The organism is Bacteroidales bacterium (assembly GCA_021648725.1).
Taxonomy (GTDB): Bacteria; Bacteroidota; Bacteroidia; order Bacteroidales; family JAADGE01; genus JAADGE01.
The window spans coordinates 1-22,649 of record JAKISF010000022.1 but is presented as its reverse complement, the minus strand read 5'-3'; the positions used below and the strand labels follow the sequence as shown (position 1 = coordinate 22,649).

The window sequence follows — 22,649 nt, the reverse complement described above, 5'->3', positions numbered from 1 at the left end:
TAACCGGCATTTTAAACCTTAATATCATGAAAAATAAATTTTATATTATTTCTTTTGTAAGTGTTCTGATTATTAGCCTAATCAGTTTGCACTCTTGCAGAAAAAACTTCTCTTTAGACGAACTCAGCAAAATGAAAAACGATTCTTTGCATTTTGAAGGAAGTATTGCAGTTCCGCTTGTTAATACAGAATTAACTTTAATAAACTTTGTACCGGCAAATGATTCTTCTTTGTGGCTTGAAGTTGATGATACAGACCTGATACATATTCGTATGTATTATAAAAACCTTGTTTCCTTAACAATGAGAGAGATGTATCCCGTCCCGACGGTTGTTTATCCCGCACCTGCAGGATATAGTGTGCCGGCTAACACACACCAACTTACTACCGACACTTCTAAAATGAAAGTATATGACAGAATGTTAAGCGGAAAGCTGTTTTTTGATAACCCGAAGTTTAGCTTTATAATAGAAAATGAAATTCCGGTTGTAACATATTTTAAAATGGATACTCTTACATTTTATAATTATGATACACTTGCAATTTCTCACACAGACCATACGGAGTATAATATTCCGGCACCGACCGTACAAGGAACGAGAAAAGATACCGTCATCATTATTGATACCGTAGCAATTCCTGTATTAGCAGATGTTTTTGCCCCGGTTCCGAGATTTATATCTTTTTATTTATCAACAGGAAGTCATAACCCTCAGGTTCTTCCGTTCGGCGTAACCGGAGATGAAAGGATGAATATAAGTGTAGATATTGACTTACCGCTTGATGCTCGACTTGACACAATTATTATGTCTGACACAATGAATTTTGCCTGGGACGGAGATACCTATGAACAAATTAAATCGGCAACGCTAAAAATCAGACTGGATAACGGATTTCCCATTGACGGCTATTCTCAAATATATTTTGCCGACACAACAGACCAAGGAGGAATAGGAAACATTGTTGATTCAGTTTTTACTGATATTTCACACCCTGCCGTAACAGAAGAAGGATGGCACCTTCTGCCCGCAGAAACAGATGCACAAGGAATTGTTACTTTTACAAATGAAAGTGAAATTTTAATATTTTTAGACCAAGAAAGGGTCTCCTTCTTAAAAAACTCACATGCTTCAAAAATGATTATCACAGGAAAGTTGAATTCATATAACTCAAACACAGGTCTTTTTGTTAAAATATTAGGAGGCTATAAAATGGGGGTTCAAATTGCAATAAAGGCAGATTTTGATGCGTCAACAAAATAAACAATAGTCGAGAATTGAATTTTCTTTAAAACAAAACAATGAAAAAATTTTATAAAATAATTATAAGTTTCATCTTATTCTTTTCAACCGTAAGCTTAAATTTTGCACAAGACAACACATTGTACTGGATGAAGCATCTTCCGCAAAGCATGAACACAAACCCGGCAAAACAAGCAAACTGTAAGCTTTTTATTGACATCCCGGTTTTGCCGAATTTTTCTTTAAATACAGTACATTCCGGATTTACAATTAATGATGCGGTTAAAATTCATCCGTCAGCTCCGGACTCCTTTATGATAGATTTAGACGGAATAGAAAAAGCCCTGACAAACAAAAACAATATAGGTCTTGAAACAGATTTTTCTATTCTTAATTTAGGGTTGGCACTACAAAACAACATGTTTGTGACATTCGGAATTAACTATAAAATATCAGAAAGTTTTGAATATCCAAAAGCATTGATAGAACTGAGAAGAGGTAATTACAGAGCCGACAGAACTCCTCTTTCTTTTGATTTCGGACAAAATTTTATGGCACACCGAGAAATATTTGTAGGTCTTTCAAAAAGCTTTTTCGGAAACCTTAACATAGGAGGAAGAATAAAGGTTCTGTCCGGTTATGCAAATTTTAAAACCAAACAAATGAAAATTGACTGGTTTACCTCAACGTTAGATGAAGATATGTATGATTGGACATTCGACTCTGATTTTGAAATAAGAACGTCATCTCCGGTTGCATGGAATTTTGAATATGACTCAATAACAAATCAAATTTCCGGTGTTAATGTTGAGCCTTATGATATTACAAATAATATTTCCGGCTTAATTTTTCCCGGAAACGGAGGTTTAGCATTTGACTTAGGAATTGAATACACTTTAAACGAACGGTTTTTATTTTCTGCGTCTGTTGTTGATTTAGGCTTTATTAAATGGAAAAAGAACCCTGCAATTCTTACACAAAGAGCACAGTTTGTGTTTTCAGGATTGGATATAGGGAAATACATAGGCAGCTTAAATGATGTTCAAAGCGGAACCGCCGGTTTAGACAGTGCAATTATGGCCGACATGGTTGACACATTAATGACAGTATTTAACCCAACGGTTGAACAACTTGCATATACAACAGGTCTTAATACAAAAATTTATATCGGAGCAAATGTTATTGCCACGGATTGGTTAGATTTTGGACTGCTTTATAAAGGAGCAATTTTAAACAGTAAATTATATTCATCATATACACTGTCTGCAAATGCAAACTTTTTTAGGGGCTGGTCATACACGTTCAGCTATTCTTTAATGGACGGGTTGGCTAATAATATAGGAATGGGAGCAGCATATAAACTCGGGCCGTTTCAGATGTATCTTTTAACCGATAATTTTTCAGCCCCTTTTTGGGTTATGAACGAAAGCAAAATGTCTGATAACTGGATAAAAAACACAAAAAGAATAAATATAAGTTTTGGTGTTAACTTCTTACTTTGCGGAAACAAATACGATATCGGCTTACTTGAATAATTTTTAAAACTTATTACACTAAAATGGCTTTACGACTTCCGAAATTTATAAAATTGCCGAACCACAGCAGGTTTGAATACAAGCCTCTGTACTATGATAAACGAAAAGAAGAACTGGAGAAAAAAGTTAATAAGTATAAAGAACAAAAAGAACTTTTACAAAAAGGAGAGTACAAGCCGGAAATTAAAGGAAAGTTTAACCGCTCTTATAACCATGGCGACACAAAAAAACAAAAAAAAGCCGCAAATATCAGACTTGCAATAATTGTTTTTTTTACGGCAGCTATTGTGTATATTATTCTTCAAAAAGCAGAAATTTTAAATAAAATGCTTAATGTTTTAATTTCAGGGTAAACAATTATATTTGTGTATTATTAAAGACTATTATTAACCGGTTTATAAATTAAAATTAATTCACTATGAAGAAAAAACTATTTTTAATAACAACCCTTTTAATTACAGGAGTTTTATTTACATTAAACTCTTGTAAAAAAGATGACGCAGATTCTCAATCGGCAGAAGATGCGGCAAGAGGAAGTTATATTATGGCAGATGCATTTGCATTGGGTAACAGCGGTACCGGCGGAGGAAAAGCCATAAAAGAACAGTTCTATGCGTGCTCGTTTAATTATACTGTCATTACAAACAACGGGTTTGAACTGACATGGATTGACTGTACTGATGACTATGGAATTACTCGAAACGGAACAATAAGAGTAACAGGAGACGAAACTGTTTATGATGCAAACACAACATCTGCATCTTTAACAATTGAATTTATAAACTACTCTATTGAAGGACAGTCGGTTTCGGGAAAATTGACATTTACGGTGTCTTCCGGCTTATTGGGATTTTATATAGGCATTGCTGCCGAAAATTTCAAAATTGTTTATGCAGACGGAACTTCTGTAATATATAATTCTGCAGATATTACTTATGTATTCAGTATTCTTAACGGGTTCAAAATTGAAATTGTAGGAGGAGCAGACGGTGTTAACAGAAAAGGACAACATTTTTCGTATGAAATTGAAGGAATGAAAGTTGAGTTCCTTGCAACTTCCGGAATGTGTACATATCCGACGGAAGGAACAATTACCATAAATATTGACGGTGAAAAGCCGATTGTTCTTGATTATAACACCGAAACCTGCGGACAAATAAAAGTTTCTCAAAAAAGGCACAAGGATACTTATATTACAATTTTTTAGAACCGAAAAATATTCAGTAAAATATTTAAAAAGGTTATAACTACCTTACTCCGGCAAAATTGCTTTTTTCTTTTAAACTACTTCGTTAACCTTTGAGGGTAGTTTAAAAGAAAAAAGCAGTTAATTTTGTGAAAAAGGGGTTTTAGTAACCCGGGAAAATTATATTCATATCAAAAAGGCAAAATTATATTTCTTAAGTTTTCAACCCAAGGATCATCACTGTTTAAAGAAGAAACAAGCTTTAGGGTTTCTCCTCCGCTTGCTTTAAATAGCTCGGAGTATTCAATCTGAATTTCGTGAAGCGTTTCTAAACAGTCTGCAACAAAAGAAGGACAAACGACTAATATCTTTTTTTTATTTTTCTTTGCAAGGTCAATCAACAATTCTTCAGTAAAAGGAGTTAGCCAGTTTTTAGACAGCCTGCTTTGAAAACCTACGGAATAATCTGATTTTGAGATGTTAATCTTTTTTGCCAATAGCTCAGCGGTTCTGTAACAAGCAGACTGATAGCAATATTTGTTATTGTTATTCATCTCATTAAGACAATTCAAATCATTGCAAGTTTTGTTTTCATGGGTTTTATATACATGACTTAAAGGAAGCCCGTGAAAACTAATTATTAGATGGTCAAAATGATCTAAATCAGAGTTTTTAATTTTGTCTGCTAAAGTATTTATATATATGGGGTTTCTCCAAAACTCATGAATGATCTTTATATTTGGAATATTCTCCCAGAACTTAACTTTGTCGAATACCTTTTCAATTGAAGAGCCGGAAGTAGAGGAGGCATATTGAGGATACATGGGAAAAACTATTAATTCAGAATACTGCTTTCTTTTAATTTCTGCCAACACTTTTTTTATTCCCGGGTTGCCGTATCTCATAGCCATATATATATCTGCATTATCTTTAAATGCTGCCTGAAGTTTTACAGACAGTTCAATGCTGTTAAATATAAGCGGAGAGCCATTGTTTGACCATATTTCTTTATATTTTCCGGCTGACTTTTTAGCTCTGAACGGAACAATTATTCCGTTTACAAGAATGAAACGAAGTAAGGGATGAATATTTATTACCCTCTTATCATTTAGAAATTCTCTCAAATACCGCCTGACATCTTTGGTTTTATAAGAGTTTGGCGAACCTATGTTAATAAGTAAAACTGCTCGTGTAGGTTTTAAATTTGACATTTTCGGGAGTGTTATTTACGTAAAGCAAAGAGCCCTACAGATACAAGAATTATTAATGTTGCTACTCCAAAATAAAGAAAGGAATATTTAAACTTTTTATTAGGTTTTGCAGTTTTTTTAATAAAAATGCTTCCGATTTGACTTAATATTACTACAAAAACCATATTTGAAAAGTGTTGTATAGCCCAAAACCTTAAAGATGAGTATTTCATTGCTTGTTCTGCCGTAATGATTTCATTAGGTTTTTGAAGAAAAAAATATAATATTATTCCTAAAATCAAATCAAAATATAAGAAAATCAAAAATGTATATCTAAGTTTCTTTTCAAAAGATCCATATTGTTTTTTATATAACCATCCAAAAAGAGAATGTCCTGAAATTCCGACAGCAACTAATAGAAATATAATACTGAAAACTACATGAAACTTAATAAAATACGGATAAATTTCTTCCATTATATTGGATATTTAATTTGAATGCAATTATGATTTGAAATTTGTAAGTAATCAAGATTTCAGAATAATTATCAAATTAAATAGTTTTTGAGTACATATTCAAATTTTTAGTTAAATTCGGGTCAAAAGACATTGCTATATTTCTCACAACCATCATTCCTGTCTCAGTAACTATTAATTTATTATTTGAATAGCTCATTAACCCGTCACTAATAAACTTAGAAAGTTTCTTTTCATCAAAGTTGCATATTTTTTTAATCGTGTCGGCAGACGTATTCTGTTCTTTTGCAAATTCATTAAAATCAAGAACTCCGTTGCACATAATCTCATTAATCATTTCCTTGATAATTTTTTCCTCTTTTGACAATGTATATCCTCGTTCCACAGCAAAACCGCTTTCACTGACAAGTTTGATATATTGCAATGTGCTTTTTGTGTTTTGTGAATAAGCACCCTGCATTTGGCTTATCCCGGTAGAACCGAAAGCATACACCTGACCTGTTGTTTCTTTTGTGCAATATCCTTGAAAATTCCGATGAAGAAGTTTTTGTCTCTTTGCGACAGCCAGTTCATCGCCGGGTAATGCAAAATGGTCCATCCCAATAGCTTCATAACCGGAGTCAAGCAGTTCTTTATAGCCGGTTAAAAGCATATCCAGTTTTTCTTCCGGTTTAGGCAAGCCAAATACTTCAAGTTTTTTTTGTGCAGATTTAACCCAAGGAACATGGGCATACGAAAAAGTAACAATTCTGTCCGGTTTAATTTTAACAGTTTGCTTAATTGTGTTTAAAAAACTTTCCTTTGTTTGAAGCGGCAAACCATATATCAAATCAATATTAATTCCCTCAAAACCGGCACCTCTTATATCGGATACAATTTCTTCAATCGGATACTTTGGTAATGCCCTATTTACAGCATTAAGAACATCTTCGTTAAAATCCTGAACCCCAAGACTTATTCTGTTAAACCCAATACCTCTTAATTTGTTTATATAATCTTTGCTTAAGTTTGAAGGGCTGCACTCCATAGCAATCTCAGCATTTTCTGAAACAGAAAAATGGACATTTGTTTTTTTCATTACTTTTTCAATAAAGCGAAATGCCACAGAATTTGGTGTGCCGCCGCCCCAATGAATCTGAGTAACGCTTCTGCTTTTTGACAGTGTTTGACCGATTGTATCAATTTCTTTCACCAAAGCGTCAAAATACTTTTCTAACACGCTTTTATTGTCCAGCAATTCTGTGTTACAACCACAAAAATGACACATTTTCGAGCAAAACGGAACATGAAAGTATAAAGAAATGCTTTCCGGTTTTTCGCCATTAGAATTTTTTAACGCCCTTTTGTAATCGTTTTCTGTGAATTCTTGTGTGAAAAAATTAGCCGGAGGATAACTGGTATATCTTGGCCCCGGCTGATTATATTTTATTAATAAATCTTTTATCATTTTAGTTTCTTTTCCAGTTGGTGTTTTTGACCCAGTTAGTTAGAAATTTAGCATTTTCATAAGGAATGCCGGGTATAAACCCGTGTCCTAAGTTAAAAATCCAGTCTTTATTTTCACTGCCGAAATCAATATACCTCTTAAGCGTTTCTTCAATAACTTCTTGTTCGGCATAAAGTAATCTCGGATCTAAATTTCCTTGAATTCCAATTTCGGGATGTACCAGCTTTCGAGCTTCATTTATTCCTATTTGCCAGTCAATACCCACAAAATCACAGTGCTCCGGTGTCAACAAATTTAAACCGGTGCTTAAACCTTTCGGAAAGAAAATAAACGGTAAATTCTTCTTTTTTGCAGCATTTGCTATTTTTTTAACCGAAGGCATGAACAATTCTTCATATAAATCTACCGGAACTAAGCCGGCATGAGTTTCAAATAATTGAAAAACATCAATTTTGTGATCGGCTTGTTTGTTTAAGTATTCAACAGACAGCTCTGTTACGGCAGCAATAATTTTTTTTGTTTCTTTTTTATTTTTATAAAAGAAGTTTATTGCATCAGGAAAAGAATGATTAGTACTTAACCCTTGAATCATATATACAAGAACCGTAAGCGGACCGCCGCAAAATCCGATTAAAGGAATGTTTTTGGGACGTTTATTGATGATTGCATCAATTGCATCATATATATAATTCAGTTTTTCGGGGTCAGGGTTTAATTTTGAGAAAGGCGAACTTACATCTTTCAGCGGATTTTCAAAAATCGGTCCGGCATCCGTAAATTCCAAACCCATACCCATTGCATCGGGAATTACAAGTATATCCGAAAACAGGATGGCAGCATCTACTCCTAAATCATGAACAGGGAGTAAAGTAACTTCTGCTGCCAAATTCGGGTCATGCATCATTTCTCGAAAAGAGTACTTTTCTTTTAGGGACAAGTATGACGGTAAAACCCTGCCGGCTTGACGCATGAACCATACCGGGGGCCTGTTGTGAGGTTTTCCGTTTATTGTATCTGTAAATATTGAATTCATTTTTTAATGTTTATAGTTGTTTTAAAGCATTAAGGTTTGCCTCAATTGTTCTGTTGATCTCTTCATCTGTTTGAGCGTATGAAACAAAAGCACACTCAAACTGTGAAGGCGCTAAATAAATTCCGGTTTCTAATGCCAAACGAAAATAATGTGAATATTGTTTTGTATTTGATTTCACAGCAGAATCAAACGAATTTACTTTATCTTCATTTGTAAAGAATAATGTCATCATTGAGCCGACACGATTTACCAAACCGTTAACTCCTGTTTCTTTTAAATTGTTTTCGATTCCGGAAGCTAATATTTTTGCTTTACGTTCTAATTCAGGGTAAATGTTCGGGATTGTATTAAGTTCATTAAGCATTGCATAACCGGCATGCATTGCTAACGGATTTCCTGATAATGTTCCTGCTTGGTAAACAGACCCTTCCGGAGCTAAGTTTTTCATGATTTCTTTTTTCCCGCCGTATGCACCTACCGGCAACCCTCCTCCGATAATTTTTCCGAGTGTTGTAAGGTCCGGCATTACATTATAATATTCCTGTGCTCCGCCTTTTGCTAATCTGAATCCTGTAATAACTTCGTCAAAGATTAATAATGCCCCGTGCTTTTCTGTTATGTCTCTTAACCCCTTTAAGAAAGATTTGCTTGGAGGAACTACGCCCATATTACCGGCAACAGGCTCTACAATAACTGCGGCAATTTCTTTGTCATTTTGTTTAAATAAGTTTTCTACAGATGCTAAGTCATTGTATTTTGCTAATAATGTGTCTTTTGCCGTTCCCTTTGTAACACCGGGGCTGTCCGGCAAACCAAGTGTAATAGCTCCGGAGCCGGCTTTTATAAGAAAGCTGTCAGCATGACCGTGGTAGTTTCCTTCAAATTTTATTATTTTTTCTCTTTTTGTGTAACCTCGAGCTAAACGTAATGCACTCATAGTTGCCTCAGTCCCGGAATTAACCATCCTTACAATATCAACGGACGGAACCATTTGTGTTATCAACTCAGCAACTTTACTCTCAATAATTGTCGGTGCTCCGTAACTAGTTCCTTTTTCTGCAGCTTCTTTTATTGCATTAACAACTTTCGGGAAAGCATGCCCTAGTATTAACGGGCCCCACGATGACACATAGTCAATATATTCATTTCCGTCTATATCATAAATTTTTGAACCCTTTCCGTGACTGATATATACAGGGTCGGCATTTACGCTTTTAAATGCTCTTACCGGAGAGTTCACGCCTCCCGGAATATAATTATTTGCATTTTTAAATTCCTTTATCGATTTACTAAATTGCATTTTATTTTATTTTATAATTTATCAATAATTTCTTGTGTGTGGTAAGATAGTATGATATCGGCACCGGCTCTTTTTATTGATGTCAGAATCTCCTTAACTATTCTCTCTTCGTCTATCCACCCATTTGCAGCAGCAGCTTTTACCATAGAAAACTCACCGCTTACGTTGTATGCTGCGATAGGCATATTAAATGTGTCTTTAGTTCTGCGAATAACATCTAAGTAGCTTAATGCAGGCTTAACCATTACAATATCAGCTCCCTCTACAATGTCTTGTTCTATTTCTCTGAGAGCCTCATCGGAATTTGACGGACTCATTTGATATGTGGCTCGATTTCCAAATTGAGGAGCACTATCCGCCGCATCTCTAAACGGTCCGTAAAAAGCAGAGGCATATTTTGCGGAATAAGACATAATCGGCATTTTATAAAACCCGTTTTTATCGAGTTCTGCTCTCATATGACCAACTCTGCCATCCATCATATCGCTTGGTGCTACCATATTTGCTCCTACTCTTGCAAATGAAACCGCCTGTTTAGAGAGCGTTTCTAAGGTTAAATCATTGTGTACATCTCCATCTACAATAGTTCCGCAATGACCATGTGTTGTATATTCGCAGTTGCAAATATCTGCAATTATGAACATCTCGGGGAGTTCTTTTTTTATTGCAATTATAGCTCGTTGAACAATAGCATCATCGTTTGTTGCAACAAGCCCGCACTCATCTTTTTCTTCCGGGATTCCAAAAAGCAAAATTGATTTTACGCCTCTTCCGTATAGTTCTTTACAGTTTTCAACCATCATATCTACAGAAAGCTGAAAATTGCCGGGCATTGATTTAATCGGGTTTTTTATTCCGGAACCGGGGCAAACAAATAAAGGCATAACTAAATCTGACGGTCTTAATATGGTTTCTTCAACCATATTTCTTAATGTTTCATTTTGTCGTAATCTTCTTAATCGTGTTATCGGGAAGTTCATAATTTATTTAGTTTTATTTATATTAATATTTTTTAATTGACTTATTTCATAATACTCTTCCAGTTCTCTTACCATTGTTTCAATATTGGGTATGGACGGTATGAAGAGCGACTTAATTTTTTTTTGTGACAATGACCTTTCTGTTGTGCTGCCCATGGCAACACATTTTAAATTACTTATGTTAATATTGTTCGGTAATTTATTTATCATTCCTCTTACTGCGGACGGGCTAAAAAAGAGAATTATATCATAGCTGTCTTTCTCAATAACAGATATTAGGGTATCCCACTGTTGCTTGGTTTCGTGTGTGTTATATACTGTTAAATAATGGCACTTACGGGTTTTGCACAAAATGTTTTTAAGGTTATCTGAGGCTAAGTTCCCTGTCGGAATTAAAATTTGTTTAGTGCTGCTGTTTGTAATTTCAACTAATTCCTTTGCAAATTCTTTTGAGTTTTTGCTGTGAGAGATATAATTCGGATTAATCCCGAATGATTTTAAAGAATTTGCGGTGGATTTTCCGATAACTGCAAATCGAGTATTATTAAAAATTAAAGGGATATTAAATTTCTTCAACCAATAAAAAAAGTATTTGACACCATTACTGCTTGTAAAGATTACCCAATTATATGATTCGATATTGTTGAGAGTTTCTTTTATCTGTAAAAAATTGTTCTCAGCTTCTTTTATTTCAATCATCGGGAAATTATATACACTTGCTCCTTTTGGGTTTAGCAGCTTGCTAAGCTTTTGCGCCTTATCTTCTGTACATGTAGATATTATAATTTTTCCGTTTAAGGCTGACATTCTATTTCTTGTTTTGTTTTCGAATTCTTTCGAGTAATGATGCAGACCCCTTTGTAATGAAATAATCTGCTAATTGGTTTGCTGTTTTGTCTGCATCTGATAATTTGCCTTCAATTTTATGTTCTATAACATCGGTTCCGTCTATATATGACATATAGCCGGTCATAGCAAGGGTCTCTTCTTTTATTTCAGAACAACATGCAATCGGAATTTGGCATCCGCCTTCAAGTTTTCGTAAAAATATTCTTTCTGCATTAGTAATTTCATATGTTAATTTATGATTTACTGCATTGATTACTTCATCAACACCTTTGTCTTCAATTCGAGTTTCTATTGCTATTGCACCCTGAGAAACGGGAGGAATAATCGTGTTATAATCAACGACTTCCGAAATGTACCTGTCTAAGTTTAAGCGTTGTAAACCAGTTGCTGCCATTAACATAACATCACAGTAACCCTCCTCCATTTTTCTTAGGCGAGTATTTACATTTCCTCTTATGTCAATAATTTTAAATTTGGGGTTTATTCTCAGCAACTGTGCAACTCTGCGCAAACTTGAAGTTGCGATAGTCATGTCTTCAGTAATATCGTTCAACTTTATATTTTTAACACTTACAATCGCATCTCTAACTTCTCCTCGTTTTAAAACACCTCCGATTTTTAATCCTTCTGGTAAGGTTGTGGGCAGATCTTTTAAACTGTGAACAGCAATATCAATTTCATTTCTAAACAATGCCTCTTCCAGTTCTTTTGTAAACAGACCTTTATCTCCTATTTTGGATAAAGCAACATCCAAAATTTTATCTCCTTTAGAGTGGATGATTGTTATCTCAACTTTCTTATCGGCAAATTTTTCTTCGATTGTCTTTTTTACTTCTTCTGCCTGATAAAGGGCAAGTTGACTTCCGCGAGTACCGATTCTGATTTTTTGTTTCCCCATAAATTTAATAATATAAGATCAGTATTTTATAAAATAACAGAAAGTTTAGTTTATTTCAAAGAGCTCACTCAACACTTTAATGTATTCCGTTTTTCTGCCGTTTTGGGTAACTTCTCTTAGGTTCTTAATGAAGTGTCTGGAGTATTTTTCTGCAATGAAAGACCCGTAATTATCAAGCAAGTTTGTTTCGGCAGATTTATTATTCTTTTTAAATCCGGATAATTCTTTTTGGTTTATTAAGCTGAAATTGGTTTTAATTTTTGAGATTACGGAACTTAGGTTGCGGGTTGATAACCAATCACAATATTCATCAACATAAGTATTAACCAAATTGTCGATTTCGCTAATCAATTTTATTCTTTTTTCTTGGTTTGCATTAACAACTTCTTGTAAATCATCGACATCAAAAACAATAATATTTTCTGTTGATGAAACGGAGTGTTCAACATTTCTAGGAACAGAGAGGTCGATGTATAATTGTTTTTTCTTTTTTGTTTTTGCAATTGTGTTTTCTGCAATTTCTTTAGTAATTAAAGCTTTTTGTGATGCTGTAGATACTATTATAATGTCGCTGTTTTCTAATTCAGAAACAAGAGATGAAAAAGGTACTGACTTAACTTTGTATTTATTTGCTAGGCGAACAGCCCTTTCTTCTGTGCGGTTAGTAATAACAATGTTTTTACACCCTTTCTTTAATAACGATTTTAAAGTTAATGCACCTGTTTCGCCCGCTCCTATCAGCAAAACGTTGCAATCAACAATGTTATTGAAAACCGATATGCATTTTTCAACACCTGCATATGACACAGAAAATGCACCTTTGTTGATTTTTGTTTGAGTTCTGATTTTTTTACTTACTTCAAAAGATTTTGTAAAAAGGCGTGTTAGTTCTGTGTCGGACAGATTATTATCAATACTTATTTTAAGTGCTTGTTTTACTTGTCCTACAATTTGGTCTTCTCCTATTATCATTGAATTTGCTCCTGATATAACATGAAAAAGGTGCTTATAAGCGTTTTCGCCGGATTTGAAATAAAAATAATCACGAACATTTTCAGTAACATTACAAAATTCTTTCAGGGATTTTAACATAAAGCTAAAAGCACCGGAATCGCAACAATCTTGCATGCGGAAATAGTATTCTGAACGGTTGCATGTTGAAAGAACTATTAAACCGGAAAGACCCTGTTTGTTTTTAATGTATAAACCGAAATTTTTTATTGCACTCTCGTCCAGTGAAAATTTTTCTCTGATATCCAAAGTAGATGATTTGTAATTTATTCCGATTAAACCTATCATATCTTTAATTTAATTATGGTACAAAAATAGAGTTCAATCTTGTAGGAAATCTTTTATTTATAATCATTCTAATTATAAATAAGAGATTTTCGGACTTTTACATATTTGAAAAACCGACTGTTCAGATTTTCTATCCGCGTAATGAGCAGACAATAAGCTTGTTGTGTGTGTTGCCAGGGGCTGTCATGTGCGTTGATATATTAATCGTTAATGTTTCTAAACACAAACATTATTGTTGCAGAGCAGACTACTTACCGTTAAATATGCTTTAAAAACCAACGATTTGGTATTAATACTAATTCCTATTACTTTTGGCAATTCAAAATCTTAAAAGGAAAGGATGGAATCAATAATATTACCTTCAAATCATTTAGTTTTGTTTTTTATTGTAGCCGGAGCGGCAGCTTTCGGAATATACTCTGAACATAAGAAATGGTTTGGGAAACTTTCGGGAATATTGGTAACGATGATTTCTATGTCGATTCTTTCAATGATTGGTTTTGTTCCTGTTGCATCAAACCCTATTGTGAAAGTTGATGTTTATGACATGGTGTTTGACTATTTTATACCGATTGCTATCCCTCTTTTGCTTTTTAGCTCAAATATTGTAAAAATCATCAAGGAAAGCGGGAAGTTATTAATTGCCTACATATTAGGAGCAATAGGAGTTGTTTTAGGGAGTATCTTAGCTTTTAGTTTGATTGACCTCGGGCCAGAATCCGGAGATACCGCAGGCGTTATTGCTGCTACTTTAATTGGGGGCAGTGTTAATTTTATTGCATCAGCCGAAATTTTAAATTTCAGTACGAATCCATTATTTACCGCAACCATTGCTGTGGATAATTTAATTTCAAATTTGTTTACATTGTTTCTTTTTTTAGTACCTTCTTTAGCTTTTTTGTCACGATTTTTTATGAAGAAAAAGAAAGAAAACAAAGTTGCTGTTAAGGAGGACAAAAAGGATAATTACCCTATAAGCATAGAACGAATTGCAGTTTCGGTTTTCATTGCTTCACTAATTGCCGGACTCGGGGGCTTGGTGGCGCCACTTATTGAGGGGCTTATAAATACAGAGCTTAATCTAAGTATTTTGTTGATTACAATCTTTTCTGTTGCCGTGTCCAATATTTTTCCAAGAAGCTTTAAAGCCTTGTCAAACACCTCTTTTTCAATTGGTTTGTGGATTATGTATATGTTTTTGGCTGTAATTGGAGCATCAACTAATTTAAAGGAAATATTTCATATAGGTCCGTCAGTATTATTATTTTATACAGTTATTTTACTATTCCATTTTGTATTTATGACGGCACTGGCGAAATTATTCAAACTTGATGTATATGAGGTCGTGATTTCTTCCGCTGCAAATATTATGGGGCCGTCAGTTGCTGCACCGATGGCTGCATCTATGGGACAAAAGAAATTGATTACTCCTGCTATTTTAGTCGGAATTTTAGGCTATATCATAGGTACTTTTATAGGTGTTTCCATTGCAGTATTAATTGTTTAGGTAATCAAGTTTAATTATGTTTGAATAAATTAAATAGTTTATATGTTCTTTTTATGAAAGTGTTATTAGTAGAGGATGAAAGAGAGTTGGCACAATCAATTGCTGATTATCTTATAAAAAACAAGAAATTTAATTGTGATATTGCAAATAATTATCACAAAGCAATAGATTTATGTAGTTTATATGAATATGATTGTATTATTGTTGACATTGGTTTGCCGGATGGTAGCGGGTTAGATATTATCAGCCAAGTTAAATCCGACAAATGTAAGGCAGGAATTGTTGTAATATCTGCAAAAGATTCATTGGAAGACAAAATTAACGGATTAAATTTAGGAGCAGATGATTATTTGGTTAAACCATTCCACCTATCAGAACTAAATGCAAGAATACACTCCTTAATGAGACGTCTTAAGGTAGATGGCGAAAACGAACTCATTATTAATGAAATATCTCTTAATCTTCCGTTTAGAGAAGTAAAAGTTTTAAATAATAAGGTTAGTCTGACGAAGAGCGAATTTGATTTGTTATACTATTTAATGACAAATAAAAACCAAGTTTTATCAAAATCATCAATAGCAGAACATTTAATAGGCGAGTATGTAGATGTAATGAATTCTTTAGACTTTGTTTATCTTCACGTTAAAAATCTAAGAAAGAAGTTACTTGATGCAAAATGTAAAGACTATATTAAAACAGTGTATGGTGTCGGATATAAATTTCTTGTAGAATGAGATTATTATCAAAAACCAGTCTTTTAATCATTACCGTCAGCATTTTTATTTTCTTGACAGGAAATATTGTATTTTTCTATGTCTTAAAGCATATGATTAATAATCATGTTACAAATGATTTGTTTTTTCAAATGCATAAGATAATTAATGAAGTAAATGATAATGGCATAAATAGTGAAACAATACGTTTTAGCAAAGAAATTTCAATCCAAGAAGTCAATAAACACAAGAATATTGAGCCGGTTGTTAGTGATACTGTCTTATATAATGACATTCAAAAAAAGTATACTCCGTATAAATTTCTTCGGTTCTACCATTCTTCACAAAACGAAACACACAAAGTAACAATATATAAGTCCTTGCTTTCATCAAATAAATTAATTGAGCGTATTACAATCGCCTCTATTTTTTTGGTTCTGAGCTTTTTGTTTGCAATATATACTCTTAATCGATTCATATTTGTAAATGTATGGTCAAATTTCTTTGAAAATCTAAAAAGAGCACATCAATATAATATTAACAGCAGAAAAAAATTATTACTTGAAGAGTCTGAAATTGATGAGTTTAATAAATTAAATTCAGTTCTTAAGCAAATGGTCGGAAGAATACAAAAAGATTTTACCAACCTAAAAGAGCTGACAGAAAATACCTCTCATGAAATACAAACCCCGTTGGCAATTATTAAAAGCAAAGCCGAGTTATTGTTGCAATCGGATAATATTTCCGAAAGCGACATCATGTTAACACACTCCATATTAGACACTTCTGAGCGGTTGTCAAAATTAAATCAATCGCTGTTAATCATATCTAAAATTGAGAACAATCAATTTGAGCTAAGCTCATTAATCAATGTTAAGAACATTACAGAAAAATATATAAACAATTTTGATATACTTTTTAAAACCGGCAATTTTAAATTAAGTGCAGAGATGTCCGATATAAATGTAAATATGAATCCATTATTACTTGATGTGTTAGTTTCAAACTTACTGAAAAATGCAGTATTACATGGAGAAAAGGGCGGAGAGATAAAGGTTTTGTTGAAAAATAACTTAATAGGTGTTTACAATTCCGGGAAACCACTGGAAATACCCCCGGAGGAAATATTTAAACGTTTTGTGAAAAGACCTGACAGCTTAACAAGCAGCGGGCTGGGATTAGAAATTGTAAAAAAGATTTGTGATTATTATAATATGATTGTCCGGTATGGCTATGCAAACAGACTACATTCCTTTACCATTGACCTCTCCTCTGTTATAGACAAATAACCGAATTAACTCTGTACAAGATTTCCACATCCCGGATGGCTGACGGAAAGTTTCTGTTTTTGAACATACCTATAATGAATAGTACAATAATTTCTTAATTTCGCAAAACTAAAACTTAGGAGTTTAAAGATTTTACATACAGATTAATATTGATAAGAATAAGAAATGGATAAAAAAATTGCTGTAATAGGGGCCGGAATCACAGGATTGGTAACCGCACATTACCTTAAAAAGAAAGGTTTGGATTTTACGATTTTTGAGAGAACAAATCATATCGGAGGTGTTATCAGAACAGATGAGGAAAATGGATTTTTATTTGAAAGAGGTCCAAACAGCGGAGTTATTTCAAATATTGAAGTTGTGAATTTATTTGAAGAACTAAAAAAAGATTGCGAGTTGGAAATTGCTGACCAAACATCAAAAAAGAGGTTAATTTGGAAAGGAAACAAGTGGCACGCAATTCCGGGGGGTATGATTTCTGCAATAAAAACGCCCTTGTTTACCTTTAATGACAAAATTCGTGTTTTAGCAGAGCCGTTTAGAAAAAAGGGGACTAATCAAAATGAAAGTTTGGCAAGCTTAGTAAAAAGACGTTTAGGTAAAAGTTTTTTAACGTATGCAATTGACCCCTTTATTTCCGGAATTTATGCCGGAGACCCGGAATATTTAGTTACAAAATATGCTTTGCCAAAGTTATACAACTTGGAACAAACATACGGAAGTTTCATAAAAGGGGCAATTAAAAAAAAGAAGGAAACAAAAACTGAGGATGAGAAAAAAATCAGCAAACAAATATTTTCATTTAAAGGGGGGCTAAAAGAACTGATAAATGCCCTTGTCAAAAATATAGGTAAAGAAAATATTAAAACAAAGTGCACAGATGTTAAATTTGATTACAGAGACGGCAGATTTTTTTTAAAAAATGAAATCTTCACAGATGTTATAAGTACGGTAAATGCACCAAACATAAAAACAATACTCCCTTTTATCTCTGATAATGATTTAGAGAATATATTAAACTTAAAGTATGCAAAAGTCGTAGGAGCGTCCATCGGGTTTAAGAACTGGACAGGGGGAAACTTAAAGGCTTTCGGAGGCTTGGTTCCTATGAAAGAAAAGAAAAACATTTTAGGAGTCCTTTATTTATCTACACTATTTTCCGGCAGAGCCCCGGAACTCGGAGCTCTTTTAACAGTATTTGTCGGAGGAACAAGAAGAGAAGATCTTGCTCTGTTAAAAGAAACAGAGTTAAAAGAAGTTATTGCAAAAGATATTCAGGAAATGTTGGGTTTAGAGACTTTTAACCCCGACCTCTTTAAATTGTCTTATTACGAGCAAGCTATTGCTCAATATGGAGAAAGTTCGGGAAAACGAATCGAAGCAATTCATAATATTGAAAAAAAATTTCCCGGTTTGCTTGTCGGCGGAAGCGTTGTCGGCGGTGTCGGTATTGCTGACAGGATAAAACAGTCTTTTGAAATTTCGAAAAGAGTTATTCAATAAGTCTTTATTTTTGCAAATCTAAGTCTCCCGGGTGTCAGGCATGACTTCTCCAAGCCTAACAACCCTCAGTCAAATTGTAAACATTATAAGAAAACAATGGTTTTAAAGATATTATATTTAAAATAGAATTATTAAGTTGAATATTATATTTTTGAGCCGAATTATAAAAAAATAAAAAACAATGAAATTCGGAATTGTTGAAACATTAACACTTCTCGGTTCTCTCGGAATATTTCTTTTCGGAATGAAGTTAATGAGCGAATCTCTCCAAAAAGCTGCAGGAGAAAAATTGAGAAATATTCTTGCCGCAATGACATCAAACAGGGTAAAAGGCATATTTACCGGCGTTCTGATAACCGCAATTATTCAATCATCCTCTGCAACAACAGTTATGGTTGTCAGTTTTGTTAATGCCGGGTTAATTTCTTTAACAGAATCCATCGGTGTAATTATGGGTGCTAATATCGGCACAACAATCACAGCATGGCTTATTTCTATTCTCGGATTTAAAGTTAGTATGGCTAAAATAGCAATCCCGATAATAGGAGTGGGCTTTCCTTTATTGTTCTCAAAAAGAACAAAACGGAAAAACATCGGAGAATTAATAATCGGTTTTGCTTTACTTTTTATCGGGCTTGGTTTCTTGAAAGAAAATGTACCGGATATTAGTGTTGAAAGTTTAGGTTTTTTGGGTAGTGGGGCAGGCTTAGGTTTCATTTCATTATTATTCTTTTTATTAATAGGAACCTTGTTAACGGTTGTTATTCAATCTTCAAGTGCGACAATGGCATTAACGCTTGTTTTGGCAGCCAACGGAACAATTACTTTTGAAATGGCTGCGGCAATGGTTCTCGGTGAAAATATAGGGACAACTATCACGGCAAATATGGCTGCAATAGTTGCAAATACATCTGCAAAGCGTGCAGCAAGAGCCCATCTGATTTTTAATTCATTCGGTGTTATTTGGATTTTAATTGTTTTTTATCCGTTTATTAAATTTATTGATTTGTTTATGGTGTTTGACGGAGCCGGCTCTCCTCTTGCAGAAAAAGCATCAATACCCATTGCTCTTTCAATTTTTCACACAGTATTTAATATACTGAATGTTTTAATTATGGTTTGGTTTATTCCGCTTATTGTTAAGCTTGTAACAAAAATGGTTAAGGATAAAGAAGATGACGAAGAGTTCAGACTGAAACACATTAACACAGGAATGTTAGCAACTCCGGAACTTTCCATATTACAAGCAAGAGAAGAAATTTTTGTATATGCTGAACGTGTGACCAAAATGTTCGGCTATGTTAAAGAATTGTTTTCAACAGTAAAAGAGAAAAAGTTTGAAAAGCTTTATGCTAAAATTTTAAAATATGAAGAAATCAGTGACAGAATGGAAGTTGAAATTGCAGAATATTTAGCAAAGGTCTCGGAATCCGAACTAAGTGTTTCAGGGTCAAGAAGAATAAAGGCAATGTTTGAAGTTATTGATGACATTGAAAGTGTCGGAGATTCGTGCTATAATTTAGCAAAAGCAATTCGCAGAAAAAAAGACGGAAAAATTGTATTTCCTGATGATATTACTGAAAATATCAATAAAATGTTTGATCTTGTGGACAGTGCTTATTATGAAATGAACAACACTTTAAATTCTGAATTCTCAAATACAAATATTGATAAAGCAAAAGAAATTGAAAATTTAATTAACAAATACAGAAACCGATTAAGAGAGGAGCATATTTTAAACGTAAAGAGTAAAAAATATAAATATAAAGCCGGAGTAATTTACAACGAATTATTTTCAACCTCTGAAAAACTCGGAGATTATATCATAAACATTTCGGAATCGGTAAAAAATGTTCGCATACACAAGGATCTATAAAAGATTAAAATATTTGCTTTAGCACTGAAAGTGTTTTCATTTGCGTGGGCTCCCCTAAGTGTATTTTATAATAGTCAATAAGAAGATCTAAAAGATGTTTTCGCTCTTCATTTGAAATTATTAGTGTTTCCGCTTTCCCCGGTCTTATTTTCAGAACTTCACCTAACAATCGGCTCAACTTTTGATTAACATAATATTTGTGGTTAGGTCTGCCGGTAATAAATCGCCCTGCATCTAAATCAAATGTTGATTTTTCAGTTGAGTAATTGTTTTCGGGTTTAATTCCTAAGTATTTACAAAATTCGGCAAGAAAAAAAACATGAAAATTTTGAAACCCTCCGGCTTGAGAATCAAAAGCCTTAATTGCGGTTATAAAAAAATTAAATAAATCATTATCCGGTTCATTTTCCTTTAAAACCCTCATTATTAGTTCGGAAATAAACAATGAGACTGTACTTTTTTGTATTTCGAAAGGAATTGAAATAAAAGGAAAACTATTAGAAATCTCCTTTATTTTTTGCAAAGTTTTTTTTTCGTTATGATAAACTTGAATATCAACTAAAAAGAAAGGTTGAAGCAAAGATTTTACCTGTTTCCCTTTTTTAGAGTCTGAACCAAAAATCAGATATGATTGTAAGCCGAACTTTTCTGTATATATTTTTGCAATAATCTTAGAATCAGAAAATTTAAGCCTGTGCAAAATAATTCCTTTTGTTGAAACAATCATATTTTGAATTTACGGAAACAAATATATCAATTATGAACACCGGAATAAAATAAAATACAACGAATATTTTGTGAAATTAAGATGTTCGTTGTATCTTAGTGTTTTAACTTATTTCTTAAATTTTTTATACTATGAAAAAGCTTATCACAACTATCTGTTTAATTCTTCTGATTCTTGCGGGAACAAAAGCCCAAAATATTACAGAGAAAAAAATCAAGACAACAATAAGCTCTGCCACAATTTATTTATCCGGAGCCGAAATAATCAGGAAAAAAAGCATATTCTTGCAAAAAGGAAAAACGAAATTAATATTTACGGGGATTTCTTCAAAAATTAATCAAAAAAGTATAAGAGTAACAACAAATGAAAATGTTGACCTTCTCGGAATAACAAGCAAAATTGACTATTTGGCAAAAGAAGAAAAATTACCGCAAATTAAAAGATTAAAAGATTCTCTTAGGCTTGTAAATTACCAAATTCAAGATATTGCGGATAAAACCGGGGCTTTTACAGTTGAGAAAAGTATGTTATTGGCAAACACATCAATCGGAGGAAAAGATAAAGGTGTAAGCATTACAGAATTAAAACAAGCATCTGATTTTTACAGAGCTCGAATTACAGAAATAAACACAAAAATTACAAAACTAAACAGAAAGAAGACAAAACTAAATAAAGCTCACCAACGAATTCAAAATCAGCTGAACGAATTAAATGTAAATTCAACATATTCTCGTTCGGAAATAGCAATTTTAGTTTCAGTTGATGCTTCTGTTACTACAAACATAGAATTAAAATATTTAGTAACCGGTGCAGGCTGGTCCCCTTCATATGATATAAAAGCCGTTGATACAGACAAACCGGTAAGCTTAGAATACAGAGCAAAAGTTTATAATAATACTGACATAAACTGGGAAAATCTCAAAATAAAACTTTCTACCGCCGACCCGAATCGAAGTGTTACAAAACCGACACTTAATCCGTGGTACTTAAGATACCAAACATATAATAACTACAACAGGGTAATAAGTAAAGGCGAAGGGTATGTACAAAACTCAATTATTCAAAATAATATACCGGTGTTAGAAGAAAAAAGAAAAGAATTCGGAGGTGGTTTTGATGACGAAATTCAAACTGTTATTATTTCGGGCGAATTTTCCGAAACTTCTGTTCCGGAATTAAGTGCAGAATTTGATATAAAAAAGACATATACGATTCCATCTGATGACAAGCCATATTTAGTAGATATAAGTGAACATAAACTACCGGCAAACTACCGGCACTTTGCTGTAACAAAACTGGATAAAGATGTATTTTTGTTAGCACAAATAACGGGCTGGGAAGAATTAAACTTAATTGACGGTCCTGCAAATGTATATTATTCGGGAACATATCTCGGGCAGTCATTTATTAACACCAGAAACGTAAAAGATACACTTGACTTATCTCTCGGAAGAGACGGGAAAGTGCTAGTTACAAGGACAAAGTTAAAGAATTTCAGCAGTACGCAATTTGTCGGAACAAAAAGAAAGGAAACAATGGCATATCAGCTGATTGCCAAAAACAACAGAAAAAGTGATATAACAAAAGAAATTTACGATCA

The 22,649-nt window shown here is 33.4% G+C and carries 20 protein-coding genes; 10 read left to right on the top strand and 10 right to left on the bottom strand.

The window, feature by feature from the left end:
* The first annotated feature begins 26 nt into the window (after positions 1–26).
* From L3J35_09150 to L3J35_09135, 4 genes are all read left to right on the top strand, one after another.
* Positions 27–1,262: a hypothetical protein gene (locus L3J35_09150; protein MCF6366356.1), complete on the top strand. Its 1,236-nt coding sequence runs from the start codon at positions 27–29 to the stop codon at positions 1,260–1,262.
* Between the two features lie 38 nt (positions 1,263–1,300).
* On the top strand, positions 1,301–2,776 hold the full coding sequence (locus L3J35_09145) for a DUF5723 family protein (protein MCF6366355.1): 1,476 nt from the start codon (positions 1,301–1,303) through the stop codon (positions 2,774–2,776).
* 23 nt (positions 2,777–2,799) lie between these two features.
* On the top strand, positions 2,800–3,129 hold the full coding sequence (locus L3J35_09140) for a hypothetical protein (protein ID MCF6366354.1): 330 nt from the start codon (positions 2,800–2,802) through the stop codon (positions 3,127–3,129).
* 65 nt (positions 3,130–3,194) lie between these two features.
* The gene (locus tag L3J35_09135) at positions 3,195–3,983 is read left to right on the top strand and encodes a hypothetical protein (protein MCF6366353.1); all 789 of its coding nucleotides are present in this window, start codon (positions 3,195–3,197) and stop codon (positions 3,981–3,983) included.
* Positions 3,984–4,153: 170 nt separating this feature from the next.
* Here the strand turns inward: L3J35_09135 and hemH are convergent, their stop codons facing one another.
* From hemH to hemA, 9 genes are all read right to left on the bottom strand, one after another.
* Positions 4,154–5,173: a ferrochelatase gene (hemH, locus tag L3J35_09130; protein ID MCF6366352.1), complete on the bottom strand. Its 1,020-nt coding sequence runs from the start codon at positions 5,171–5,173 to the stop codon at positions 4,154–4,156.
* Positions 5,174–5,184: 11 nt separating this feature from the next.
* Positions 5,185–5,628 carry a hypothetical protein gene (locus L3J35_09125; GenBank protein MCF6366351.1) on the bottom strand — a complete coding sequence of 148 codons (444 nt, stop codon included), beginning with the start codon at positions 5,626–5,628 and terminating at the stop codon, positions 5,185–5,187.
* A gap of 76 nt (positions 5,629–5,704) precedes the next feature.
* Positions 5,705–7,075, bottom strand: a complete 1,371-nt coding sequence (hemN, locus tag L3J35_09120) for an oxygen-independent coproporphyrinogen III oxidase (GenBank protein MCF6366350.1) — start codon at positions 7,073–7,075, stop codon at positions 5,705–5,707.
* Between the two features lies 1 nt (position 7,076).
* Complete coding sequence (gene hemE, locus L3J35_09115; GenBank protein MCF6366349.1) at positions 7,077–8,108, bottom strand: uroporphyrinogen decarboxylase; 1,032 nt, start codon at positions 8,106–8,108, stop codon at positions 7,077–7,079.
* Positions 8,109–8,118: 10 nt separating this feature from the next.
* A complete protein-coding gene (hemL, locus tag L3J35_09110) occupies positions 8,119–9,408 on the bottom strand; it encodes a glutamate-1-semialdehyde 2,1-aminomutase (GenBank protein MCF6366348.1) in 1,290 nt (429 codons plus the stop codon).
* An 11-nt stretch (positions 9,409–9,419) separates the two neighbouring features.
* On the bottom strand, positions 9,420–10,388 hold the full coding sequence (gene hemB, locus L3J35_09105) for a porphobilinogen synthase (GenBank protein MCF6366347.1): 969 nt from the start codon (positions 10,386–10,388) through the stop codon (positions 9,420–9,422).
* A gap of 3 nt (positions 10,389–10,391) precedes the next feature.
* The gene (locus tag L3J35_09100) at positions 10,392–11,195 is read right to left on the bottom strand and encodes a uroporphyrinogen-III synthase (GenBank protein ID MCF6366346.1); all 804 of its coding nucleotides are present in this window, start codon (positions 11,193–11,195) and stop codon (positions 10,392–10,394) included.
* Between the two features lies 1 nt (position 11,196).
* Entirely contained in the window at positions 11,197–12,135 is a 939-nt protein-coding gene (gene hemC, locus L3J35_09095) for a hydroxymethylbilane synthase (GenBank protein MCF6366345.1), read from the bottom strand.
* Between the two features lie 45 nt (positions 12,136–12,180).
* The gene (hemA, locus tag L3J35_09090) at positions 12,181–13,434 is read right to left on the bottom strand and encodes a glutamyl-tRNA reductase (protein MCF6366344.1); all 1,254 of its coding nucleotides are present in this window, start codon (positions 13,432–13,434) and stop codon (positions 12,181–12,183) included.
* Positions 13,435–13,774: 340 nt separating this feature from the next.
* Here hemA and L3J35_09085 point away from each other — a divergent pair, with 340 nt between their 5' ends.
* The 5 genes from L3J35_09085 (at position 13,775) to L3J35_09065 (ending at position 20,322) form a co-directional block, all read left to right on the top strand.
* Positions 13,775–14,941, top strand: a complete 1,167-nt coding sequence (locus L3J35_09085; GenBank protein MCF6366343.1) for a DUF819 family protein — start codon at positions 13,775–13,777, stop codon at positions 14,939–14,941.
* A gap of 53 nt (positions 14,942–14,994) precedes the next feature.
* A complete protein-coding gene (locus L3J35_09080; GenBank protein MCF6366342.1) occupies positions 14,995–15,675 on the top strand; it encodes a response regulator transcription factor in 681 nt (226 codons plus the stop codon).
* Positions 15,672–16,943 carry a HAMP domain-containing histidine kinase gene (locus tag L3J35_09075; protein MCF6366341.1) on the top strand — a complete coding sequence of 424 codons (1,272 nt, stop codon included), beginning with the start codon at positions 15,672–15,674 and terminating at the stop codon, positions 16,941–16,943. The genes L3J35_09080 and L3J35_09075 overlap by 4 nt, the downstream gene beginning before the upstream one ends.
* A gap of 165 nt (positions 16,944–17,108) precedes the next feature.
* Positions 17,109–18,446, top strand: coding sequence for a protoporphyrinogen oxidase (hemG, locus tag L3J35_09070; protein ID MCF6366340.1), 1,338 nt, complete (start codon positions 17,109–17,111; stop codon positions 18,444–18,446).
* A gap of 181 nt (positions 18,447–18,627) precedes the next feature.
* Positions 18,628–20,322 (top strand): Na/Pi cotransporter family protein, encoded by a 1,695-nt coding sequence (locus L3J35_09065; GenBank protein ID MCF6366339.1) that lies wholly within the window; start codon positions 18,628–18,630, stop codon positions 20,320–20,322.
* Positions 20,323–20,326: 4 nt separating this feature from the next.
* Here L3J35_09065 and recO read toward each other — a convergent pair whose 3' ends face one another.
* Positions 20,327–21,049 carry a DNA repair protein RecO gene (gene recO, locus L3J35_09060; GenBank protein MCF6366338.1) on the bottom strand — a complete coding sequence of 241 codons (723 nt, stop codon included), beginning with the start codon at positions 21,047–21,049 and terminating at the stop codon, positions 20,327–20,329.
* A gap of 131 nt (positions 21,050–21,180) precedes the next feature.
* On the opposite strand from recO, the gene L3J35_09055 reads away from it, so the two are divergent.
* Positions 21,181–22,649 (top strand): DUF4139 domain-containing protein (locus L3J35_09055; GenBank protein MCF6366337.1); only part of this gene is annotated, 1,469 nt, incomplete at its 3' end.

What these genes read in the sequence shown, in the direction of transcription:
- L3J35_09125 (MCF6366351.1), bottom strand. Translation starts at nt 5,628, where the DNA reads ATGGAAGAAATTTATCCGTATTTTATTAAGTTTCATGTAGTTTTCAGT.
- hemH (MCF6366352.1), bottom strand. Translation starts at nt 5,173, where the DNA reads ATGTCAAATTTAAAACCTACACGAGCAGTTTTACTTATTAACATAGGT.
- hemC (MCF6366345.1), bottom strand. Translation starts at nt 12,135, where the DNA reads ATGGGGAAACAAAAAATCAGAATCGGTACTCGCGGAAGTCAACTTGCC.
- hemB (MCF6366347.1), bottom strand. Translation starts at nt 10,388, where the DNA reads ATGAACTTCCCGATAACACGATTAAGAAGATTACGACAAAATGAAACA.
- L3J35_09150 (MCF6366356.1), top strand. Translation starts at nt 27, where the DNA reads ATGAAAAATAAATTTTATATTATTTCTTTTGTAAGTGTTCTGATTATT.
- hemG (MCF6366340.1), top strand. Translation starts at nt 17,109, where the DNA reads ATGGATAAAAAAATTGCTGTAATAGGGGCCGGAATCACAGGATTGGTA.
- recO (MCF6366338.1), bottom strand. Translation starts at nt 21,049, where the DNA reads ATGATTGTTTCAACAAAAGGAATTATTTTGCACAGGCTTAAATTTTCT.
- hemA (MCF6366344.1), bottom strand. Translation starts at nt 13,434, where the DNA reads ATGATAGGTTTAATCGGAATAAATTACAAATCATCTACTTTGGATATC.
- hemL (MCF6366348.1), bottom strand. Translation starts at nt 9,408, where the DNA reads ATGCAATTTAGTAAATCGATAAAGGAATTTAAAAATGCAAATAATTAT.
- L3J35_09080 (MCF6366342.1), top strand. Translation starts at nt 14,995, where the DNA reads ATGAAAGTGTTATTAGTAGAGGATGAAAGAGAGTTGGCACAATCAATT.
- L3J35_09145 (MCF6366355.1), top strand. Translation starts at nt 1,301, where the DNA reads ATGAAAAAATTTTATAAAATAATTATAAGTTTCATCTTATTCTTTTCA.
- hemN (MCF6366350.1), bottom strand. Translation starts at nt 7,075, where the DNA reads ATGATAAAAGATTTATTAATAAAATATAATCAGCCGGGGCCAAGATAT.
- L3J35_09085 (MCF6366343.1), top strand. Translation starts at nt 13,775, where the DNA reads ATGGAATCAATAATATTACCTTCAAATCATTTAGTTTTGTTTTTTATT.
- L3J35_09075 (MCF6366341.1), top strand. Translation starts at nt 15,672, where the DNA reads ATGAGATTATTATCAAAAACCAGTCTTTTAATCATTACCGTCAGCATT.
- L3J35_09100 (MCF6366346.1), bottom strand. Translation starts at nt 11,195, where the DNA reads ATGTCAGCCTTAAACGGAAAAATTATAATATCTACATGTACAGAAGAT.
- L3J35_09140 (MCF6366354.1), top strand. Translation starts at nt 2,800, where the DNA reads ATGGCTTTACGACTTCCGAAATTTATAAAATTGCCGAACCACAGCAGG.
- L3J35_09135 (MCF6366353.1), top strand. Translation starts at nt 3,195, where the DNA reads ATGAAGAAAAAACTATTTTTAATAACAACCCTTTTAATTACAGGAGTT.
- hemE (MCF6366349.1), bottom strand. Translation starts at nt 8,108, where the DNA reads ATGAATTCAATATTTACAGATACAATAAACGGAAAACCTCACAACAGG.
- L3J35_09065 (MCF6366339.1), top strand. Translation starts at nt 18,628, where the DNA reads ATGAAATTCGGAATTGTTGAAACATTAACACTTCTCGGTTCTCTCGGA.